The sequence below is a fragment of the Corynebacterium vitaeruminis genome (genome assembly GCF_001054325.1).
In the GTDB taxonomy this organism is placed as follows: Bacteria; Actinomycetota; Actinomycetes; order Mycobacteriales; family Mycobacteriaceae; genus Corynebacterium; species Corynebacterium vitaeruminis_A.
The window spans coordinates 148,914-169,505 of record NZ_JVVM01000006.1 but is presented as its reverse complement, the minus strand read 5'-3'; the positions used below and the strand labels follow the sequence as shown (position 1 = coordinate 169,505).

The window sequence follows — 20,592 nt, the reverse complement described above, 5'->3', positions numbered from 1 at the left end:
AGAAAAACCTTTCCTCTAAACCTCGATTAGATGGTAATCAAATCGTGCGGACCGTTATTGACCGATTCGCCGCCGTCTTCGGTGACAATGATGATGTCTTCCAGCCGCATACCGAATTCACCTGGTAGGTACACGCCCGGTTCCACCGAAAACGCCATGCCCGGCTCGAGTTTCAGCTCATTGCCAGCCATGATGAACGGCTCTTCATGCGTGGACAGACCAATGCCATGCCCGGTGCGGTGGATAAAGTACTCTCCGTAGCCCGCAGCGGTGAGGCTATTGCGTGCAATCGCATCGATTTCCGCTGCCGTCACCCCAGGGCGCACCGCCGCCACAGCAGCTTCCTGCGCCTTTCGCAGAGCCGCCCACGCCGCAGTTTCCTTCTCTCCCGGCTTGCCGACGACATAGGTGCGCGTGCAATCGGAGTGATAGCCAAGCGGCAAGGTGCCTCCGATATCGACGACCACCACGTCGCCGTCCTCGATGACGCGGTCGGAGAAATCGTGGTGCGGATTCGCACCATTTTCGGCTGAGCCGACAATGACGAAGTCAATGACGACATGGCCTTCTTCCAGAATGGCTGCCGAGATTTCTTCGGCAACCTCGCGCTCAGTGCGGCCTGCGCGCAGCATGCTAGGCACACGAGCGTGAACGCGGTCAATGGCGGCGCCGGCCTCGCGCAGCTGATCAATTTCAGCGGCGTCCTTGCGCATGAACAGTTCTTTCAGAATGTCTCCGGCCAACACGGTCTTGGCTCCGGTGAGATCCTGAATGGGAATCAAGTGGTCAGCGGTCAACGAAGCGCCCACTGCGAGAGTGCCCACGTGGCCCACTAGGTCGGCGACAATGCGGTGCGGATTCTGGCCGTCCTCCCACAACACCACATCGGCGTTGAGGGCATCGATTGCACACAGCGGCAGGTCACCGCGCTCCACAGCGGGCAGTACCAGTGTGGTTGTGCCGGATGCGGTGACTACCAGCGCGGTGAGGCGCTCATGCGAGGTGACCGCAGAACCAATGAGATACTGCAGGTCAGCGCCGGTTCCAAAGACTGCAGCGTCTGCATCGCGGGTGCGGAGTAGCTCCGCAGTGCGATCCAGACGCTGCTGGTAGATGTCAAAGCTAAAGATACCGTTGCTCATAGTTGCCAACTGTACCCGTCAGCCTCGAATAAGACAGAGACTAAGACAGAGACGCTGAATTAAGCTTTAGCGTCGGGCAAACGGCGTGGGACGACTTTGCCACCGTCATTGCGAGGCAACGATTCCATCCACACAATTTCGTCAGGGACGTTGTGCTCTGCGAGATTCTGGCGAACGTGTTCGCGAATCATTTCGTCGGAAAGGTTCGCGCCAGCGATGCTGTCTGCCCGGACAACATAGGCTCGAAGAGTTGCGACGATGTCGTCCTGAGAACCATGGACGAAAACGTCGTTGATTCCATCGACGGTTCCGAGGAATTCTTCAACTTCACGAGGGTAAACGTTTTCGCCTCCCTTAATCAGCATGTCATCCGCACGACCGGCTAATTGAAGCATCCCGTTTTCATCGATTAGTCCCTTATCCCCAGTTCCGAGCAGCCCGCTAATGACATCGTATTTGTCACGTGCAGCAAGCAAACCAATCATCGTCATGGAGTTTGCGGCGTAGACATTGCCAAGTTCTCCCCGGTCAGCCTCGGTGCCGTCTTCGCGGAAAATACGAAGCTCAACACCAGTTGGGATATGCCCGGTAGTATGTGGATCAGCTGCGAATTCAGGACCGGTAGCAATTGCGATTTGGCCGTGTTCAGTTGAACCGTAGAAGTTACATACCACAGGTCCGAAGCGCTTGTTGAGCTCGCGAACCAAGTACGGTGGCATGGCGTTTCCTGAAGAAACAATGAACTCAAATGGGCCGAGCTCAGAGTCTGCTCTGTCTGCGGCAGTAACCAGATCTTTTAGGAAGACTGCAGCTGAAACAATTCCGTTTACTCCGTATCGAAGGCAGTCCGCGGTAGCCTGATCTGCATCAAAATTCCGTCGCAAGATGAGGGTCGAACCGGTGGCCAGGCCAAGTTGGAGGTTGAGCCATCCCCACGCATGGAAAACCGATGCGGTGAGTTGAACCACCATGTTCTTCTTCCAAGGAATCGCTTTAACGATTCCACCAAGAACCTTTGGTGTGCGTGGAACTGGGAGGCGGACACCTTTTGGAATCCCGTATGTTCCCGATGACATGATGATTGTCTCTTGCTGTCGGGGTTTCTGCGGAAGCGTGGAACTGTCAACTTGCCCGGAAATGAGGGAAAGAAACTCGTCTTGCTCGCCACCGACAGTTATTGTTTCGATCGGGAAATCGGCATTTTGGTTGTATTCGGCATCTACAATCAAGATATCCGCACCATAGTCAGCCATGATTGCGCTGACCTGCTTTGAGGAAGATGCCGGATTCATAATCATGGGACGAGCGCCGAGGTAGCTACAAGCCAATAATGGCAACACAATGGCACGAGAATTTCGGGCCAAAATTGCGATAGTGGACCCCTCAGTAATTCCCTTCTCCATAAGGTGGACAGACAGAGTTCTAGCCTGAGTCCGAAGCTCAGCATATGTGAGTTCACCAAAGTCATCCACAAGTGCAAGCCGGTCGGGCCAGTTGAGGCAGTCGTTTTCGACGAGAGCCGCCATCGAAATACCCCACCGAGACATATTCTTCAGTGCAGCAGGGCCATCATTCCTGAGGATGCCAGCGCGACTGAGTGGCCCGAGAGAAGAAACGAATTGTTTAACTTGAGTCCAAGGCGACACGTGGGTTGCTCGCCGAGTGCGAGACGCTTGAGCCTGAGAAGTCATTTTTCCCCTAAGAAATAAGTGAATTGAAGATAAAAGCCCTGTGCCTTGGGGCTCAGGGCTTGGGGTTAATGACTACATACGAGCGACGATAGCGTCGGCAATAATCTCTTTGCCTTCACCATTGAGGTGAACCGGGAGGTTGTAGTCCCGGGTGCGGTTGTCGATGGCACCCGCGATGATGCGCTTATCATCTGGAGCACACTCATGGCGATCCGTGGTCATGGCGCGGACATCAACGAACTCAGCCTGATGGCGGTCGGCAGCTTGCTTTGCATACTTAGAGGTTTCAATCTCGCCCTGCTCAATCCAGAAAGCGGGGACGCCGGCGTCAATGTTTTGACCAGCAACGTTCACATGGATGAGACACTGCTTGGAGTCACCGGGGTGTGAAATAGTTGGGTAGTTGACAAATGCGATGCGTGCATTTGGTGCATGTGCACGAATCTTATGCACCGCAGCATCGGATGCGTCCTTCCACCAGCCCTCACGGACCGAGGGAAGATTGACTGCATTGTTGTAGGTGTCGTTGAAGCCAATCTGAATTGCGATGAACGAAGTCTGCGGGTTTAGCGCTCCATCGCGAATCGCACCCTCAATCTGACGATCGAGGTTGTTCGCGTTTGGAGTGTAGAGCACAGCTCCAGCGCACGAGTAGTCGTCCACATGGCGGCCAGACTTCTTACCAATCTTTGCTGGGATTCCATCAGGGTCATGGGCGCAGCCGTTTTTCTGTTGAACTTCTGGGAGGCCCGGGATTTGCTCGGGAGCCTTGGCAATCCAGTAGTCCTCAACAGTCGGATTGGCGAAGTACGAGTCACCAAAGGTAACTACGTTTCCAGCCGGTGCAGCGCTTGCCATGGGGGTAATGCCGAAGCTCAGTGCTGCGATTCCCGCAGCAGACAGAGCCTTCTGGAACTTGCTCATTAGTGACCTTCCTGAGAACTGAAGTCAGATATGAAAAATACAATCTGCAGCACCATTTGGAACTACAGTATGGAACGGTGTGATCTACAATCACATAACTATAAATTTATCATGTTTACCTCAGGAAGCTGAACTGCAGCTGAAGAGATGTGTCGGGGATAACTAATTATTCAGCGCCACCACTCCCCTGCGAATCGCCTGAATGGCCTCGGCAGACTTGTTGCGAATGTCCGTGGAGTAACCGGTCTTCTTAATCTGCTGCAGCAGATCAATGACCTGACGGCACCAGCGGACAAAGTCACCTGGGGTCAGCTCCGCTCCGCTTTCCGCCGCGGCCTGCAGGCAGTACCCCAGCGGTGCGCCAGCAGTCCACTGATGAATTGCGGTGGCAAAAGCCATATCCGGCAAGTCCGTTACCGGTAGGCGATAGCGGCGCTCATCCTCCGACAGTTCCTCCCAGATGCGGTAGGTATTCCCCAGCGCCTTAGCCAGAGGCTCAGTCGGCACCTCGTCACTGCCCTGGCTGGCCTTGCGGTTTTCAAAGACCAAACTCGACACCGCACCGGCCAGCTCCGCAGGGTCTAGGTCATCCCAGATGCCACGCCGCAGACATGTGGCCACCAGCAGATCCGAACCATTGTGAATCTGCGCCAACCGCAGGCCTTCCTCGGTAATCGTCGGCTCCGCACCCTCCGGCCATTCCACGTAGTCCATCTGTGTTAGCAACTGCAGCATGCGGTCGAATGTGCGTGCCAACGTATCCGAGGCGGAATCGACGCGCTTTTGCAGCTTGGCAACATGCGCCTCGGCCTGCCGCAGCGTATCGGCATGACGAGCCATCGTCTCCACCGCCGGATCGCCATGCAGCGGGTGCTCTCGTAATTCCTGCCGCAGCTTCCTCACCGCCGGCGAGTTGCCACCAGTGCGACGCTTCAGCCGCTTTGGTCCCTTCAGTCCCTTGCGGCCAATCTCTGCGCGCACAATCCCGAGCGCACGTCGCGGATGCCGGTCCGCATCCCGTGGCAGCTTAATCGAGCCGACTGTCTGCGGCGCCGCTGGGAAGATATGCGGCTCCACACGTCCCACAAATCCGCCGACACTGATGACACCCGGACGAGGATTCGACTTCGAATGGTCCTCTCGGTACACCACCGCCAACTGCACCTTCTTACCCTTCGGCAGCGGAATCACTTCGCCCCTACGGAGTCTGCGCAGCGCGGTGACGGTTTCCGTGTGGCGGTCTTCAATATTGCGGCGCTTGGCGTTCTTCTCCTCCTGGGACAGTTTGGCGCGCAGATCCAGGTATTCGAGCATCTGGGTCGGGCGCTCGTCGTCACGCGAACTGCCCTCCCCGCTTGACGACGACGCTTCAGCCTCCGACCCTTCAGCGTGCGCATCGGCTCCCCTGCCGAGCAGTTCCGCACGCAGGGCCGCGGCTTCCTGCTTGGCCTTGGACAGTTCGGCGGCGACTCCGACGATGTCGCCATCCGCCTGGAACTGAGCGAATGAGCGCTCCATGACTTGCTTCGAGCCCTCATAGCCGAGCGTCTGCAGGAGGTTGACGCTCATGTTGTAGCTCGGTGCGAAGGTGGAAATCAGCGGATACGTGCGCGTGGACGCGAGCCCCGCGACAGCCTTCGGATCCATTGCCGGTGCCCACTGCACCACGGCATTGCCGACGGTGTCGATACCTCGGCGGCCAGCGCGACCGGTCATCTGCGTGTACTGACCCGGCGTGAGGTCCACGTGGGCTTCGCCGTTGTACTTGACGAGCTTTTCCAGCACGACCGTGCGGGCAGGCATGTTGATGCCCAGCGCGAGTGTCTCGGTGGCGAAGACGACCTTGACCAGGCCTTCGTTAAAGAGCTCTTCCACAATGTGCCGAAACGCAGGCAGCATGCCCGCGTGGTGTGCCGCGAAACCGCGAATGAGAATGCGGCGCCAGCGCAGGAAGCCGAGAACCTGCAGGTCCTCCTTCGGAATGTGCGCAACACCATCATCGATGATCTTGGCGATGCGGTCCTGCTCATCTCGGTCCGTGAGTTCTGCGCGAGTAGCGCCGACCTGTGCCAGCGCGCCTTCACAGCCTGCGCGGGAGAAGATGAACACAATCGCGGGCAGCATATTCATGGAACCGAGCATGCGAATGACATCGCCACGCTTCGGCGGGCGGAACTTACGCTGCCCCTTGTCGCCCCAGCTGTACGAGCGGCCCCCACCCTTGTGCTTTTTGTACTGGTAACGCTCTCTGGTCCCGGCGTCCCCGTAGCCGAACTCGGCACGACGGCACGCCTCCAGCAGATCCTGATTGACTTTGTCCGACTTCGCCTCGAAGAGCGGATAGAGCCGGTTTCCCACCAGCATGTGCTGATGTAGCGGAACCGGTCGCAGATCCGTGACAATGACGTCCGTGTGCCCGCGTACCGTGGAGAGCCAGCGACCAAATTCCTCGGAGTTGGACACCGTCGCGGACAAACCGATGACGGCCACGGACTCGTCGAGGTTCAAAATAACCTCTTCCCACACAGCGCCGCGCTCCCGGTCAGCGAGGTAGTGAATCTCGTCCATCACCACATGTGTGAGCTTCTTCAGCGTCGGTGATTTCGCGTAAATCATATTGCGCAGCACCTCGGTGGTCATCACCACGATGTCTGCGTCGCCGTTAATCGAAGTGTCACCAGTGAGCAGGCCCACGCGGTCCTCGCCGTAGTCCTCGACTAGGTCGTGGTACTTCTGGTTGCTCAGTGCCTTAATAGGGGTGGTGTAAAAGCACTTACCACCACGGTCGAGCGCAGCATAAATAGCGAATTCGCCAACAATAGTCTTGCCCGCACCGGTGGGTGCACAGACGACAACGCCCCGCCCTGCCTCAATTGATTGGCAGGCGCGGAGCTGAAAGTCGTCAAGATCGAAATCCTGTTGGCTAACGAAATCGCCGAGAAGAGTCATGCCTCTAGAGTGTCATAAACCACGCTAGAGAACATCATCAAAGTCACTCGTCGGACGATTTCGCAAGTCCTGCGTCGGCATCGGGGTCTCCGGAATCATTCCGTGTGGCCGCGGGGGACGCGAATTACGGGTCGGGCGCATCTGGGATGCCTGAGTCGGCGTCGGCGGGTTAACTGGTGTCGGGCCAGAAATCGGGGAGGTCGTCGGAGCCGCTGATGCCGTCGGCATGCCGCCCGGCTGAATCGACGTTGGCCCACTTACTGAAGTCGGGGCGTCGATGCCACCCACGTCACCGATACCGCCAGCAGAGCCAATTGGACCGGAGGCCGTGATTGGTCCGGAGCCTTGCTCGTCATCCAGATCCAGCCACTCCGGACGCTCATTTGCTTTACGACGGTCATGGAGGCGACAAATCTGGATTGCGATTTCCACCAGCAATGTCAACGCCGTCGCCATTGCGACCATCGACACCGGATCCTGGCCCGGAGTCATAAATGCCGCAAAGATGAACAGCGACATGATGATAATGCTGCGCTTGTCCTTAATGCCCTCGTAGGTAATGACGCCCGCCATGTTCAACATGACCACGAAGAGTGGAACCTCGAAGCTGACTCCGAAAACCAGAATCAGTGCGAGGACGAAGCCGAAGTACTGTGAACCGGTGAGTGCAGAAATCTGCGTTTCTTCACCAATCTGAAGCAGGAACTCCAAACCGAAGGCGACAACGAAGTAGGCCAGGACAGAGCCCATGACAAACAGCAGCGCGGCGGCAGTCACAACTCGGCGGGTGGTGCGGCGTTCCTTCCTAACCAAGCCGGGAGTGATGTAAGCCCAAATCTGGTAGAGCCACCAGGGGGAGGCCATCACCAGACCGGCCAGGGCACCGACTTTCAGGCGCAGCATGAACATTTCAAAGGGACTGGTCGCCAGCAGACGACACTCCGCACCCTCGCCGCCGCCGAGACGCATCTCGGGTGGAAGCTGACAGTACGGATCCTTGAGCAGCTCACCCAGGGACTTAAAGTGCAGCGGGCCGACATTGACCGAGGTAAACGGTATGCGGAACTGGCCGATTGTAAAAGCGGTCTGGTACCAGATGAAGCCCAAAACGGTGCCAACGGCGATACCTGCCAGCGAGAGGACTAGGCGATGCCGAAGCTCTTGAATGTGCTCGACAATAGTCATCACGCCCTCGGGGTTGCGCTTACGTTGGCGCTTCCGAGGACGTGATGTGGATGTAGCTGAAGTCACGCTTCAACCGGCCTTCTACTACTGCTGCGGCTGGCCAGGGTTGTTCTGGCCAGGCTGCGGCTGGTACGGCTGCTGGTACTGCTGCTGCGGCTGAGCCTGCGGCGCCGGCTGCTGGTACTGCTGCTGTGGCTGAGCCTGCGGCGCCGGCTGCTGGTACTGCTGCTGCGGCTGGTACGGCTGCTGTGGCTGAGCCTGCGGGGCCTGCTGGATTGCAGCCTGCTCCTGCTGCTCGTCATCGTTGCGCATTTCCTTCACTTCGGACTTGAAGATACGCATGGAGCGGCCGAGCGAACGAGCGGCATCCGGCAGCTTCTTTGCGCCAAAGAGCAAAACAAGAACAACCAGGATAATGATGATTTCCCAGGGACCTAGGTTCGGCATCCGCTTAGAGACCTTTCAAATGAATACAAATACAAGTGGCAAGTTGCCACACTGTGCGCGATAGAAGCTCTAGTTTAAGCTTTGTCGTTTCGACCATACTCTGCCAAAGCTTCGGAAGCTCGCGCAACAACGGCGTTTTTCAATTTTAGGGGCTCAGTGACTTTTACGCTCGGTGAACGGCGGAGCACAAAGGAGACTGTTGCTGCCAGGTCGGACATGGGCACGTCAGCGGCAAATTCCGACTGCCCTAAGCCTTGGTCAGAGACCGGTTCGGTATCCTCTTCTTCTCCCTCATCTCCGGTGAAGAAGACCGGTTCATAGTCTGCGATCCAGGTGGCATCGGCGTCGATAAGCACACTCGCCCATTCGGACGTCCCCGTTTCCGCGCCAAAGGCGTGCGGATCACGGATATCGACGGGCTCTGGGCGGTGGAAAGCGGCGGGAATGTCGAGGACCTCGGCGGCCTCGAGGCGGTCGACACGGAAACTCTTCTGATGGCTGTCTTCCTGCGCCCGGTCGACGGCGCGGAGGTACGTCGTGGACTCAACTGTATAAACGTTGACGCAGTCAAGTTCACGGACTGAAACCTGCCCTGAGGCATTCCGGTAACGCACCTTCAGTACCTTGCGCTGATGCAGCGCGGAGTAAATCTGCTCTGCAAAGGCAAAGGCCTTGCCATCCTCTGCGGCGGTCGAATCGATGATGGGAACGTTCGTCCCCAGGGCACTGCGGAGCTTTGTCGCGGCCGTCTGCGCGGCCTCGGAAGAGGTGGCTGCTGCGGAGTCCTCGATGGTTTCCAGGATGAGCAGCAAAGTCGCGGTTTCCTCGGCTGTGAGCGCACGCGGCTGGCTGAGCACCGTCGCCTGAGGGCGTATGCGGACGTCAAAGTTGTTGCGGTAATCAACTTCAAAAGCGCGCACTCCGAGGAGTCCCGGCTGGTCAATATCGGCAATCTGCTCGACAATGGCCCGAATTCGGGCGAAAGGGATTGCCAGTTCGGTAGCAGCCTCTGTCATTGAGCGATGCTGCGAAAAGTACGGTACGACCGCTAACATCTCGTCGACGCTGACATTCGCGTCTAGTTCTCGGGCTGCATGCACTGTCATTAGTTGCCCTCCAGAGTGTCGTCCGTGGTGTTCAATCCGCCATGGCGAGCAAGTACCTGCTCCAACCGAGCAATAATTTCCGACCGTGCCTCTTCAGGTGTTTCCACGATCAAATCCGGTGCGTAACTCAAACCTGTGGACACAATCTCGCTCACAGGTGCCGCTGGCAATTCGTAGCGGCCCTTCCCCAGCGCTGTCGCTTTCATCACGACATCAGCGCAGGTATTCGGGGTAATACGGACGACCGCCTGATACGTCTTCCCACCGCGGTGCAACATCTCTTCCGCAATCTGTTGCAAGTCACCCTCGGGCATGGGCTGCGTCGCCGACGTTCCCGTATCCGACACATCGCGGATACGGCTGAGCCGGAACATACGTGCCGCCTCACGCTGCGGATCAAAACCCAGCACATAAAAGCGTCCGCGCAGGTTAATCAAACCCCAAGGCTCCAGCGTGCGCAGTTCATCATCCACGCCGTACTGGCGGGAGTACCACATCTCCACCGTCCGCCGCGGCGAGGTCATTGCGGTCAGCAGCGTGCTGAAATCCGCCCGACTCATATCCACCGCATCGGCTACCACCACCGACTCATCCGGCTTCGCAATGGCGCTGCGCTGCGCAAACGACGCGAGCTTCCGCCACGCCGCCACAGCCGTCGAACTCAGCTCCTCCGAACCAAACGCCGCATTCGCCGCCTGGAACACCACCGAAGCCTCCGCTTCAGTGAACTCGGGGTCGTGCTGGGGCCACCGCAGCCTGTTCAGGCGCAGGCGTTTGACCTTATCGCCCGCGCTTGACGACGAAACCTCCACCGGGACCCCGGCGGCCAGGAGTGCTGCGGTGTCCGCACGTAAGTATCGAGCCCGAGAATCCTCGGAAACACGAGCGTAACCCTCGACATTTTTGGAGATCCACGACTCGCTTACCCACCCGGTGTCGTCGGCAAGCGCCAACAGTAACTGAACCTGACGTTGGTTCTCACTGATCGCGGCGGTTCCGAGACTTTCCGATACAGGTGGGACAGACACGACTGTGGGGCTCCTTTTCCTGGGGCGGTTTCCTGGGACGGAACTAGTTTTCCGGCTGCGTATCCGAGGTCTTCTTCGCAGCCGTCAGAATCTCAATCATCTCATTGACCTCATCGTTTTCCGTGGCAAACGGGTCGCCGAGCATCGTGGAGATGGGATCATCGCCGGTGATCTTCAGGTGTGTCCAGTCCACAACAGTCTTCAGGCCGGAGTCCTCAGCCGCGACGAGGAAATCGCCGCGCAGCTTTGCGCGGGTAGTTGGTGGTGCGATGCGGACGGCCTCAGCGACCTGCTCATCGGTAATCCACCGCGAGGCAATGCCGCGGGCTTCCAGTGCGCGGAAGATACCGCGGCCGGGACGGATGTCGTGGTAGGCCAAGTCAATCTGATGAAGCTTGGGATTCTCCAGCGTTAAGCCGCGGTCCAGGTAGCGCTTCATCAGCGAGTACTTAATGGCCCAGTCAATATCGTGCTCAATGAGAGACCAGTCACCGGTTTCCACGGCATCCAGCGCGCGACCCCACAGTTCGACAATGCGGCCCATCTCCTCGTTGGAAGTGCCGGCACCGGCGATGCCCTTGCCCTCATTGACCATGTTTTCGTTGCGAACCTTCAGCCACTCAGTGGCCGCGTCCAGGAACGCACGCTGAATCTGCAGCGCGGTGGCGGTTTCGCCACTGCGCAGCGGAATCTCGGCCTTGCCGGTCATATCGCGGCTCACCGCGCGGATGGACTTAATTTCGTTCGCGACCTCGAAGTCCGGCAACTTCACGCCGGCTTCAATCATCTCCAGTACCAGCTGGGTGGAGCCGATCTTGAGGGCGGTCGTGGTCTCACTCATATTGGAGTCACCCACGATGACGTGCAGACGGCGGAACCGGTTGGAGTCCGCGTGTGGCTCATCTCGAGTGTTAATGATTGGCCGGGAGCGCGTCGTTGCACTGGAGACACCCTCCCACACATGATCCGCGCGCTGCGAGAAGCAGTACTGAATCGGATCGTTGTGATACGGCGAGGTCGGGTACGGCAGGAAAATCTTGCCAGCACCGCAAATGAGCTGTCGCGTCACCAAGAACGGCAGCAGCAGCTTGGACAGGGACTTCAATCCCATTTCGCGACCAACCAGGTAGTTCTCGTGACAGCCGTAGGAGTTACCGACGGTATCAACGTTGTTCTTCAGCAGGTAGACCTTGCCACCGACGCCCTCGTCGGCAAGCTCTGCTTCAGCCTTTTCGGCGAGTTCGTTTAAGATGACCTCTCCCGAGCGGTCGTACGCGACCAGCTGCGAGACCGAATCGCACTCAGCGGTGGCGTACTCCGGGTGGCTACCGACATCCAGGTACATACGACCAGCATTGTGGGTGAAAATGTTGGTCGCCCCGTACTTGGCGATCACCGGGCGGAACATGTAGCGGGCAATCTCATCCGGCCCCAGACGGCGCGAGCCATCCAGCGTCAGAGTGATGCCGAACTCGGTTTCAATGCCGGTGATGCGTCGGGTCAGCGCCTGTGCCGGTTCCGGTGTCGGTGTTGATTCCGATTCCGAGCCCGGTGTCGCCTCCGGTGTCTGCTGCTCTACCTGCTGGTCAGTCACTTCTTACTGGCCACCCTTCTGGACGTACGAACGCACGAACTCCTCGGCGTTGTTCTCCAGCAGGCCATCAATTTCATCCAACAGGTCGTCAGCAGCTGCAACGTGCTCCTGTGCCTGACCGCCGCCAGCAACCTCGCCGAACTCTTCCTCGTCGCCTCCGCCGGAACCGCCGCCGTAGACCTGAGTGTTACCAGCCATGTTGTTGCTCCTTCAAGAAAATCTTTTGAGTATTACTGCGCTACTACGGCTCTGTGTGCGCCTGTGCAAGCGCCACCGTACTGCGCGTGTCTATTGTTCGCGGACAGCCCCGAGCGTACGCAGATGCTCGACCACCTCGGCCACTGTCTCCGCCGACTCCAACACCTCACCGCAATCAGCGGCAGTGCAGCGGTCAACTTCATCCAGCGTAATGTAGGCCAGCGTAATTCCCGGCGACTCCACGTCACGAGTGCGTCGATACACCCCCGAAGTGTCCACCACTAAGCTGGTCCAACTGCCCGCAACGACGTCCTTGCCAAAGCGGCGCAAAATGCCACCGCGCACATACGCACGTGTGGACTCCGGCGCGAATTCAACCGCGCGGTCAACCTCTTCCTCGGTCACCAGCGTGCGCATCGAGCCACGGCGCACCAGCGCATGGTACAGCCCACGAGCCGGGTCAATATCCGAGTACTGAATATCAATCAGCGCCAACTTAGGGTGGTCCCAACCCGCGCCAAGGCGGTTACGCAGGCCCTCCATGAGGTTGTACTTTGCTACCCAATCCAGCAGGTGGGCTGCCTTTCGGGGGTCGTCGGCAAGCACGTCGAGCACTTCACGCCAGAGCTTGACGACGTCGCCCTGCTGGTCGTAACTCTCAACGCGACGCAGGTACTCGTACTGCATTTCCACCGCAGACATCCATGTGACATGGTCAGCCAGCTGCAGCTTCTCAGTGCAGGTCAGGTCCCGGGAGACCTTATGGACGGCCTCGACGGGGTTGCGGAGCTGCAGATCGTCGAAACGCACGCCGTCCTCGATGGCATCAATGACCAGGCCGGTGGTGCCCAACTTGAGGTAGGTGGCGACCTCGCTCATGTTGGCATCACCGATGATGACGTGCAGGCGGCGGAATCGATCGGAGTCAGCGTGCGGCTCGTCGCGGGTGTTAATGATGCCGCGGTTCAACGTGGTCTCCAGCGAGACTTCGGTCTCGATGTAGTCTGCGCGCTGTGATATCTGGAAGCCCGACTCCTGCCCCGTCTGGCCCAGGCCAACGCGACCAGCGCCCGTGAACACCTGGCGGGTGACGAAAAACGGCGTCAGACCGGCGACGATGTCATCGAACTCGGTTTCCCGGGAGAAGAGGTAATTCTCGTGGGCGCCGTAGGAAGCACCCTTGCCATCGACATTGTTGCGGTAAAGCTTCAGCGTCGGTCCGGGATTGCCCTCGGTGTCGGTGGCTTCAGCGGCAAGCTGAGCTGCGCGCAGCATAATCTTGTCCCCTGCACGGTCGGCGATGACCGCCTCGCGAGCAGTTGCTGTTTCCGGCGAGGAGTACTCCGGGTGAGCGTGGTCGACGTAGAAACGGGCACCGTTTTGGACCAGCAGGTTTGCGGCACCGACGGCGTTCGGGTCAACGATTGGCGGTTGGTGGTAGCGGCGCAGGTCAAAGCCACGGCTGTCGCGCAGTGGTGACTCCGGCGCGTAGTCCCAGCGGATACGCCCCGACAGGCCCTCCTCCTGCTCGTGTGCGAAAGCCAGCACTGCTTGCGTGGAGGTGAGAATCGGGCTTACATCCGGATTATCCGGGCTGGAAATCCCGTACTCAATTTCAGTGCCGAAGAAGCGGCTCGGCTGTGCGGGGTTTGCAGCGGAATTAGCCATGGTGAATCACCTCAACCGAGGCAACCCGCGAGGTTGGGCGGCCGGAGATACGAGCCCACTCATCCGGGTTCGAGGTATTCGGCAAGTCCTCGTTTTGTGCGAACTCTTCCGCCACGGCGGACAGCAGATGGTCCAAGCTAATTCCCGCCTCGCCACCGGCGATAACCGACTTGATGGCGGACTTCTTCGCGCGGTCGACGATGTTGGAGATCATCGCGCCGGAGTTGAAATCGCGGTAGTACATAATCTCGCTGGTGCCATCTGCATAGCGAATCCGCACATACTCATTTTCTGCCGTCTTGGCGTACATCCGCTCAACGACCTGATCAATGAGGTGTGCCACATTCTGCTCCACCCCACCGTGAGCCTCTACCTCGGCCGCGTTGTACGGCAGCTCCGGAGTCAAGTACTTGCGGAAGATATCCTTCGCCGCAGTCTCATTCGGACGCTCAATGCGAATCTTCACATCCAGGCGTCCCGGGCGCAGAATTGCCGGGTCGATCATTTCCTCGCGGTTGGTGGCACCGATCACGATGACGTTTTCCAGTCCCTCCACACCGTCGAGCTCACTGAGCAGCTGCGGAACCACAGTGTTTTCCATATCCGAGGAGATACCCGAACCACGAGTGCGGAAAATCGAGTCCATCTCGTCGAAAAAGACAATAACCGGCTTGCCATCCTCAGCAATGTCACGGGCACGGTCGAAAATCAAACGAATCTGACGCTCCGTCTCACCGACGAACTTGTTCAGCAGCTCCGGACCCTTGACATTCAAGAAGTACGACTGCGCCCGCTGCGCCTCCGCTTCACTCTTACCCCGGGACAGCGCAATTTTGCGTGCCAACGAATTAGCCACAGCCTTGGCAATCAGCGTCTTACCGTTGCCGGGAGGACCGTACAGCAGTACGCCCTTCGGCGGACGCAGGTTGTACTGCTCAAACAGCTCTGGCTGCAGGAATGGCATCTCCACGGCGTCGTGAATCTGCTCAATCTGACTATCCAGACCGCCGATATCCGTGTAGGTGACATCCGGTACCTCTTCCAGTACCAGGTTTTCCACCTCGGACTTCGGAATGACCTCAAACGCGTAGCCCGACTTGCGGTCAATCATCACCGAGTCCCCCGGCTTCGGCGACAAATCCCCCGCCAGCGACACCACAAATTCCTCGCCGTGGGTATCCGAGGCCAAAATGCGCTCCCGATCCGGCAGCACCTCGCGGACATTGGCGATATCGCCACTTTCCGGATAACCGCAGTCCTCCACGATTATCGAGCCCTCATTCAGACGCACCTGCGCGCCCGGCCGAAGCGCCCGCTCATTAATCTCCGGTTGCACCCTCAGACGCATCCGACGATTACCGGTAAACACCTCTGCCGTGCCTTTCTCCGGCCCCGGCTTAAGGAAAATCCCGTACGTGCTAGGCGGCTCCAGCATGTCCTCCATGTCCTGCCGCAGTAGCTCTAGCTTGTTACGGGAGTCTCGCAACAGCTCAACCAGGCGACTATTACGAATGCCGAGGTTGTAGTTCTTCTGCTCTAGATCACGGATTTTGTCAGACGGCGTTGTCATGTACCCCAGACTACCCATTGGGTCCGCCGCTGTTGTCGCTTGGTCGATTTAGACCGTGTGTCGTATCACGCTTTACGACGGCTACACCTCCCAGCGCGAAGCGGCGGTATCAGAGCTTCTTTTGATTACGCCGCTGCGGACGCGGGGGCACCGTGCCGTCGGCAAGCCTGCGTGCCCAAACCAGAAACGCGGTATGGGCCTGCATACGGTGCGCCGGACGGACGGAGAGATCTTGAACATTCCAGTCGCGGACCAGGGATTCCCAGGCGCGCGGCTCGGTGAAGCACTTCTGCGCGCGGATGCCCTCCATGACCTTCATCAGCTGCGGGACGGTGGCGACATAGACCATGAGCACACCGCCGGGCTGAAGCACCTTCGAGACGGTGTCCAGGCATTCCCACGGGGCGAGCATATCCAGGATGACGCGGTCGATCGGACCGCCGAGTGACTCGACTGTGGCCTCGTTGAGATCGCCGAGGCGCAAGTCCCAGTTGTCGGGCTTGTGGCCCATGAAGTCGACAACGTTGCGCTCAGCGTGCTCGATATGGTCCTCTCGGACCTCGTAGGAGATGAGCTGCCCCTCAGAGCCGATAGCGCGGAGCAGATTGAGGCTGAGCGCGCCCGATCCAGCGCCGGCCTCCAGAACGCGCGCACCTGGGAAGATATCGCCCTCGACGATGATTTGGGCGGCGTCCTTCGGGTAAATCACCGCAGCACCGCGCGGCATGGACAGGACGTAATCAACCAGCAGGTGACGCATGGCCAGGTAGACCGTGCCTTCGCCGGAGGTAACGGTAGTGCCCTCCTTGGCACCGATGAGGTCGTCGTGGAGGATAGTGCCGCGGTGGGTGAAGAACTTGCCACCCTCCTCGAGGATGACGGTGAAGTGGCGATTCTTCGAGTCAGTCAGCTGGACTCGGTCGCCGACCTGGAATGGTCCGCTCAATGCCATAGGTGTGTTGGCTCCTTTTGAGATTTGGTTGTGCCGGGCTAGATCGCGTTGGGGGCGTGTTGGATTGTGTTGGGTCGTCACTCGTACGGGCGCGAATGCGGCCAAATCGGGACGGTACTCTAACCTGGCTAGTATGCCCGACAATGCCCAAAGTTCTAAGTCAGCAGTTCAAGCTTCCCGGCGCTCCAAGCTGGCGCTGTCGCCGTCGAGAGCTAATGACTACCGCCAATGCCCGCTGAAGTACCGGTTCCGTGCGATTGACAAGATTCCGGAGCCGTCGACTGTCGCGCAGGTCAAGGGCACATTGGTACATGCTGTGCTCGAACAGATGCATGCCTGGCCCCGGGAAGAACGCACTTACCCAGCGGCGGTGAAGCGTCTGAAGCCGACCTGGGAGGACATGCGTGCAAAGGACGAGGAACTGATTGAGCTAGTTCCGGAGGATGATTACTACAACTTCCTGGTTGAATGCCGCGGACTGCTCAAGGGGTACTTCATGATGGAAAACCCTATGGGCTTCGATGCCGCCGAGATGGAAAAGTTTGTCCAGCTGGTTATTGATCCGGATGCCGATCAGACCGTGCCGTTGTCGGTGCCGCTACGTGGGTTTATCGACCGCGTCGATATCGCCCCGACTGGCGAGGTCCGGATTGTGGACTACAAGACGGGCAAGAAGCCCTCGCCTCGTTTCCAGGATGAAGCACTGTTTCAGATGCGTTTTTATGCGCTGGTGTGGTGGCGGCTCACCGGCCATATCCCGGAACAGCTGCGGTTGATGTACCTGAAAGTTGCCGATGACCTGGTGCTGAGCCCCACTGCGGCGGAACTAGAGGCCTTCCAAGCGGAGATTGCCGACCTGTGGTCGGCCATTGTGCGTGACGGTGAAAACGGTGACTTTGTGCCGAAGAAGTCCAAGCTCTGTGGGTGGTGTTCTTTCCAGGAGATGTGCCCTGCCTACGGCGGGGTCACGCCGGAGTACCCGGGTTGGCCGGGTGCTGTTGGTGATAGCCGCGATGGTGGTTCTGTTGATAATCGTGGTGCCAGCGGGACTCCGCCCGCCGGCGGCACCGCAGCCAGCGTAAGTTAGTGACCTAGTTTATGACAGGTGAATGAAATTTACTTCCAACTTTTTGCCATAAACCTAGTCAGTTTCTGTGTGGCCACCTTGCGCAGGGGGTCACGTGGCTGCGGCTAGCCCTAAGTAGACAGCCAGCCCTCCGCAGACGACAAAAGGTTACGCCGTGGCAAGTCCCTTCGTGGGGCAACCGGCTCCCACATAAAGCAACCGGCAACCGCCTTAAGCCAGGTCGTCGAGGCGAGACTCCCCTGCTACGTATCGTTTACCGCGGTATTCCGGGTGCATGAGGTTCTCGGTGCTCAGGACGTGGTCGAGCTCCTTCTCGTCCAGCAGCCCGCGCTCGAGGACAATGTCGCGGACGGAACGACCAGTGCGCGCGGCCTCCTTACCGACCATATCGCCTTCGTGGTGGCCAATGACCGGATTCAGGTAGGTCACGATACCGATGGAGTTTTCCACGTAGCCGCGGCAGGTGTCCGGGTTAGCGGTGATGCCGGTAATGCACTTGTCGCGCAGAGTGTCGGTAGCGCTGCGCAGCAGTTCGATTGACTCGAAGAGGCACGCGCCGATGACGGGCTCCATAACATTTAGCTGCAACTGACCGGCCTCGGCCGCCCAGGTCAGGGTCACGTCGTTGCCGAAGACCTTAAAGCAGGCCTGGTTCGCGACCTCAGGAATTACCGGGTTAACCTTCGCCGGCATAATCGATGAACCGGCCGCACGCTCCGGCAGGTTGATTTCATTCAGTCCGGCGCGCGGGCCCGACGCCAGCAGGCGCAGGTCGTTGCACATCTTGGAGATCTTCATGGCCGCACGCTTCAGGCATGCATGCACGCTGACGTAAGCGCCGGTATCGCTGGTGGCTTCAATCAGGTCCTTTGCAGAGGTCACCTTAAAGCCACTGACCTCACGCAGCGCCTGGGTTACGGCCTCGCGGTAACCCGCCGGCGCATTCACACCGGTACCGATAGCGGTTGCTCCCAGGTTGATTTGCAGCAGGCGTGCCGACGCAGTTGCGATGGACTCCTGTTCTTCCTCCAGGTTGTGGGCAAATGCGTGGAAAACCTGTCCCAGGGTCATGGGAACGGCATCCTGCAGTTGTGTGCGGCCCATTGTGATGATGTCATTGAATTCATCACCCTTGGCGTGTAGCGCCTCAACCAGGGAATCAAAGTGCTTCTGCAGGCTCAGCAGCGACATATGGATAGCAAGACGAAAACCCGTTGGGTAAGCGTCGTTGGTTGACTGACACTGGTTGACGTCATCATTGGGGTGAATGACGTCGTAGCGCCCCTTTTCCAGGCCGAGCAGTTCCAGTGCGAGGTTTGCGATGACCTCGTTGGTGTTCATGTTGAGGCTGGTGCCAGCGCCGCCCTGGAACACATCGATTGGGAACTGGTCCATGCAGCGTCCCTTTTCCAGGATTTCATCACATGCGGCAACAATAATTTCTGCAACATCGCTGGGCAGCGTATGAACGCGCTGGTTGGCAATGGCCGTGGCCTTCTTCACCATCACCATGCCGCGAATGAACTCGGGCACATCATTGATGGTCTTGCCGGAGATTTGGTAGTTGTCGATTGCACGCAGGGTGTGGATACCGTAATAAGCCTCTGCAGGAACTTCCATCGAGCCAAGCAGGTCGACCTCGGTACGCGTTGCGGACATGTGGACGTAATCCCTTCTAGTAGGTGCAGTCTTATGAGCCGTAGTTAGTGGCCGACTGGTTGCATCACGCTGGTGACATCACGCTGTTGTACAGCCAAAACTACAGCGCAGGCGTAGTTGCAACTTTTCTAGGTATCAAATGACTACGCCAGTACGGCTAACGCCGTGCGCACTCCTAATGTCCACCCTACTACCTACGTCGACGTAGACAAGCGAGAAAACGCCCCTGGTCAGTTGCCCACTGGATTTGCGCAATCTAGATACGCGCAATGCGGATGTCGGAGGCCAAAATAGCCTCGGCACCAATCTTTGCCAGTGCGTCCATGAGCGGGTTGGCCTCCGCCTTTGGAACCAGCGCGCGAACTGCTACCCAATCCTCGTGAGCCAGTGGCGACACAGTCGGGCCGGATAGACCCGGAGTGAGCTTGGTTGCTTCCTCCAGCGAAGACGAACGGATGTTGTAGTCAAGCATCAGGTATGTCTTTGCGTGGAGGATGCCGGTCATACGGCGCAGGAACACCTGCTGCTCCTCGGTGACCTCCACACCCTTGCGTCCGACAACAACCGCCTCAGAGCTGACCAAAACATCGCCGAAAGGCTTCAGTCCCTGCTTGCGCAGGGTTCGGCCAGTGGAGACAACATCGGCGATGACATCGGCAACACCTAGGCGGATGGAAATCTCCACCGCGCCATCAAGGCGAATGACCGTGGCGTTAATGCCACGAGCCTTCAGGTCCTCGCGCACCAGGTTCGGGTACGAGGTGGCAATGCGCTTGCCCTCTAGGGCCTCCACAGTCCACTCCTCGTCGACGGGAGCGGCGTAGCGGAAGGTTGAGGCGCCGAAGCCCAGTTTCAGAACCTCATCGACCGGGGCCAGGGAGTCAGCGGCCAAGTCGCGGCCGGTGATGCCCAAATCCAGATGGCCATTGCCAACGTAGATCGGGATGTCCTTCGGGCGAAGGAAGAAAAACTCAATGTCGTTGGCTTCGTCGTGGATGGTCAGGCTCTTGGAGTCGCCTCGACCCGGGTAGCCAGCTTCCTTCAGAATCTCGACTGCCGCCTCGGACAGCGATCCCTTGTTGGGCACGGCAATACGCAGCATGGTGTTGATTTCTCCTACAGATACTTGTAAACATCCTCGGGGCTCAGCCCGCGACCGACCATGACCACCTGCAGCCAGTACAACAGCTGCGAAATTTCTTCTGCGAGGGCTTCGTCAGATTCGTGCTCAGCTGCAAGCCAGACCTCACCGGCCTCTTCGACAATTTTCTTGCCTTGGAAATGCACACCAGCGTCCAGCGCCTTAACAGTGCCCGATCCCTCGGGGCGCGACTGTGCCTTTTCCTTTAGCTCTGCAAACAGGTCATCAAAGTTCTTCACTCGGTCTATTGT

The 20,592-nt window shown here is 58.5% G+C and carries 17 protein-coding genes; 1 reads left to right on the top strand and 16 read right to left on the bottom strand.

The genetic code is table 11. The features are described from left to right. Positions 1–26: 26 nt before the first annotated feature. The 13 genes from ADA16_RS01925 to ADA16_RS01865 all read right to left on the bottom strand — a co-directional run bounded on the left by ADA16_RS01925 (position 27) and on the right by ADA16_RS01865 (position 16,454). Positions 27–1,142, bottom strand: coding sequence for a M24 family metallopeptidase (locus ADA16_RS01925; RefSeq protein ID WP_053084286.1), 1,116 nt, complete (start codon positions 1,140–1,142; stop codon positions 27–29). A gap of 59 nt (positions 1,143–1,201) precedes the next feature. Next, complete coding sequence (locus tag ADA16_RS01920; protein WP_239659301.1) at positions 1,202–2,689, bottom strand: AMP-binding protein; 1,488 nt, start codon at positions 2,687–2,689, stop codon at positions 1,202–1,204. A gap of 216 nt (positions 2,690–2,905) precedes the next feature. Further along, the gene (locus tag ADA16_RS01915; RefSeq protein WP_048758638.1) at positions 2,906–3,757 is read right to left on the bottom strand and encodes a GDSL-type esterase/lipase family protein; all 852 of its coding nucleotides are present in this window, start codon (positions 3,755–3,757) and stop codon (positions 2,906–2,908) included. 162 nt (positions 3,758–3,919) lie between these two features. Continuing rightward, entirely contained in the window at positions 3,920–6,706 is a 2,787-nt protein-coding gene (locus tag ADA16_RS01910) for a DEAD/DEAH box helicase (RefSeq protein WP_048758637.1), read from the bottom strand. 24 nt (positions 6,707–6,730) lie between these two features. Beyond that, positions 6,731–7,957 (bottom strand): twin-arginine translocase subunit TatC, encoded by a 1,227-nt coding sequence (tatC, locus tag ADA16_RS01905; protein WP_053084285.1) that lies wholly within the window; start codon positions 7,955–7,957, stop codon positions 6,731–6,733. Between the two features lie 18 nt (positions 7,958–7,975). Continuing rightward, a complete protein-coding gene (gene tatA / locus ADA16_RS01900; RefSeq protein WP_048758634.1) occupies positions 7,976–8,338 on the bottom strand; it encodes a Sec-independent protein translocase subunit TatA in 363 nt (120 codons plus the stop codon). Positions 8,339–8,412: 74 nt separating this feature from the next. Then, positions 8,413–9,393, bottom strand: coding sequence for a helix-turn-helix transcriptional regulator (locus ADA16_RS01895; protein WP_275042178.1), 981 nt, complete (start codon positions 9,391–9,393; stop codon positions 8,413–8,415). Between the two features lie 50 nt (positions 9,394–9,443). After that, complete coding sequence (locus ADA16_RS01890) at positions 9,444–10,472, bottom strand: helix-turn-helix transcriptional regulator (protein ID WP_048758630.1); 1,029 nt, start codon at positions 10,470–10,472, stop codon at positions 9,444–9,446. A 43-nt stretch (positions 10,473–10,515) separates the two neighbouring features. Then, positions 10,516–11,976: a Pup--protein ligase gene (gene pafA / locus ADA16_RS01885; protein WP_048758678.1), complete on the bottom strand. Its 1,461-nt coding sequence runs from the start codon at positions 11,974–11,976 to the stop codon at positions 10,516–10,518. A gap of 93 nt (positions 11,977–12,069) precedes the next feature. Next, positions 12,070–12,264, bottom strand: coding sequence for a ubiquitin-like protein Pup (locus ADA16_RS01880; protein ID WP_048758629.1), 195 nt, complete (start codon positions 12,262–12,264; stop codon positions 12,070–12,072). 90 nt (positions 12,265–12,354) lie between these two features. Then, positions 12,355–13,932: a depupylase/deamidase Dop gene (gene dop / locus ADA16_RS01875; protein ID WP_048758628.1), complete on the bottom strand. Its 1,578-nt coding sequence runs from the start codon at positions 13,930–13,932 to the stop codon at positions 12,355–12,357. After that, on the bottom strand, positions 13,925–15,502 hold the full coding sequence (gene arc / locus ADA16_RS01870) for a proteasome ATPase (RefSeq protein WP_239659299.1): 1,578 nt from the start codon (positions 15,500–15,502) through the stop codon (positions 13,925–13,927). Before arc ends, dop begins: the two co-directional genes overlap by 8 nt. Before the next feature lie 109 nt (positions 15,503–15,611). Continuing rightward, positions 15,612–16,454: a tRNA (adenine-N1)-methyltransferase gene (locus ADA16_RS01865; protein ID WP_048758625.1), complete on the bottom strand. Its 843-nt coding sequence runs from the start codon at positions 16,452–16,454 to the stop codon at positions 15,612–15,614. Positions 16,455–16,587: 133 nt separating this feature from the next. On the opposite strand from ADA16_RS01865, the gene ADA16_RS01860 reads away from it, so the two are divergent. Continuing rightward, positions 16,588–17,541 carry a RecB family exonuclease gene (locus ADA16_RS01860; RefSeq protein ID WP_048758624.1) on the top strand — a complete coding sequence of 318 codons (954 nt, stop codon included), beginning with the start codon at positions 16,588–16,590 and terminating at the stop codon, positions 17,539–17,541. Between the two features lie 210 nt (positions 17,542–17,751). Here ADA16_RS01860 and aspA read toward each other — a convergent pair whose 3' ends face one another. From aspA to ADA16_RS01845, 3 genes are all read right to left on the bottom strand, one after another. Then, a complete protein-coding gene (gene aspA / locus ADA16_RS01855; RefSeq protein ID WP_048758623.1) occupies positions 17,752–19,200 on the bottom strand; it encodes an aspartate ammonia-lyase in 1,449 nt (482 codons plus the stop codon). 256 nt (positions 19,201–19,456) lie between these two features. Continuing rightward, positions 19,457–20,302: an ATP phosphoribosyltransferase gene (gene hisG / locus ADA16_RS01850; RefSeq protein ID WP_048758622.1), complete on the bottom strand. Its 846-nt coding sequence runs from the start codon at positions 20,300–20,302 to the stop codon at positions 19,457–19,459. 14 nt (positions 20,303–20,316) lie between these two features. Next, a complete protein-coding gene (locus ADA16_RS01845; RefSeq protein ID WP_005510825.1) occupies positions 20,317–20,580 on the bottom strand; it encodes a phosphoribosyl-ATP diphosphatase in 264 nt (87 codons plus the stop codon). Positions 20,581–20,592 lie beyond the last annotated feature (12 nt).

What these genes read in the sequence shown, in the direction of transcription:
- ADA16_RS01925 (WP_053084286.1), bottom strand. Translation starts at nt 1,142, where the DNA reads ATGAGCAACGGTATCTTTAGCTTTGACATCTACCAGCAGCGTCTGGAT.
- ADA16_RS01920 (WP_239659301.1), bottom strand. Translation starts at nt 2,689, where the DNA reads ATGTCTCGGTGGGGTATTTCGATGGCGGCTCTCGTCGAAAACGACTGC.
- ADA16_RS01915 (WP_048758638.1), bottom strand. Translation starts at nt 3,757, where the DNA reads ATGAGCAAGTTCCAGAAGGCTCTGTCTGCTGCGGGAATCGCAGCACTG.
- ADA16_RS01910 (WP_048758637.1), bottom strand. Translation starts at nt 6,706, where the DNA reads ATGACTCTTCTCGGCGATTTCGTTAGCCAACAGGATTTCGATCTTGAC.
- tatA (WP_048758634.1), bottom strand. Translation starts at nt 8,338, where the DNA reads ATGCCGAACCTAGGTCCCTGGGAAATCATCATTATCCTGGTTGTTCTT.
- ADA16_RS01895 (WP_275042178.1), bottom strand. Translation starts at nt 9,393, where the DNA reads ATGTTAGCGGTCGTACCGTACTTTTCGCAGCATCGCTCAATGACAGAG.
- ADA16_RS01880 (WP_048758629.1), bottom strand. Translation starts at nt 12,264, where the DNA reads ATGGCTGGTAACACTCAGGTCTACGGCGGCGGTTCCGGCGGAGGCGAC.
- dop (WP_048758628.1), bottom strand. Translation starts at nt 13,932, where the DNA reads ATGGCTAATTCCGCTGCAAACCCCGCACAGCCGAGCCGCTTCTTCGGC.
- arc (WP_239659299.1), bottom strand. Translation starts at nt 15,502, where the DNA reads ATGACAACGCCGTCTGACAAAATCCGTGATCTAGAGCAGAAGAACTAC.
- ADA16_RS01865 (WP_048758625.1), bottom strand. Translation starts at nt 16,454, where the DNA reads ATGGCATTGAGCGGACCATTCCAGGTCGGCGACCGAGTCCAGCTGACT.
- ADA16_RS01860 (WP_048758624.1), top strand. Translation starts at nt 16,588, where the DNA reads ATGCCCGACAATGCCCAAAGTTCTAAGTCAGCAGTTCAAGCTTCCCGG.
- aspA (WP_048758623.1), bottom strand. Translation starts at nt 19,200, where the DNA reads ATGTCCGCAACGCGTACCGAGGTCGACCTGCTTGGCTCGATGGAAGTT.
- hisG (WP_048758622.1), bottom strand. Translation starts at nt 20,302, where the DNA reads ATGCTGCGTATTGCCGTGCCCAACAAGGGATCGCTGTCCGAGGCGGCA.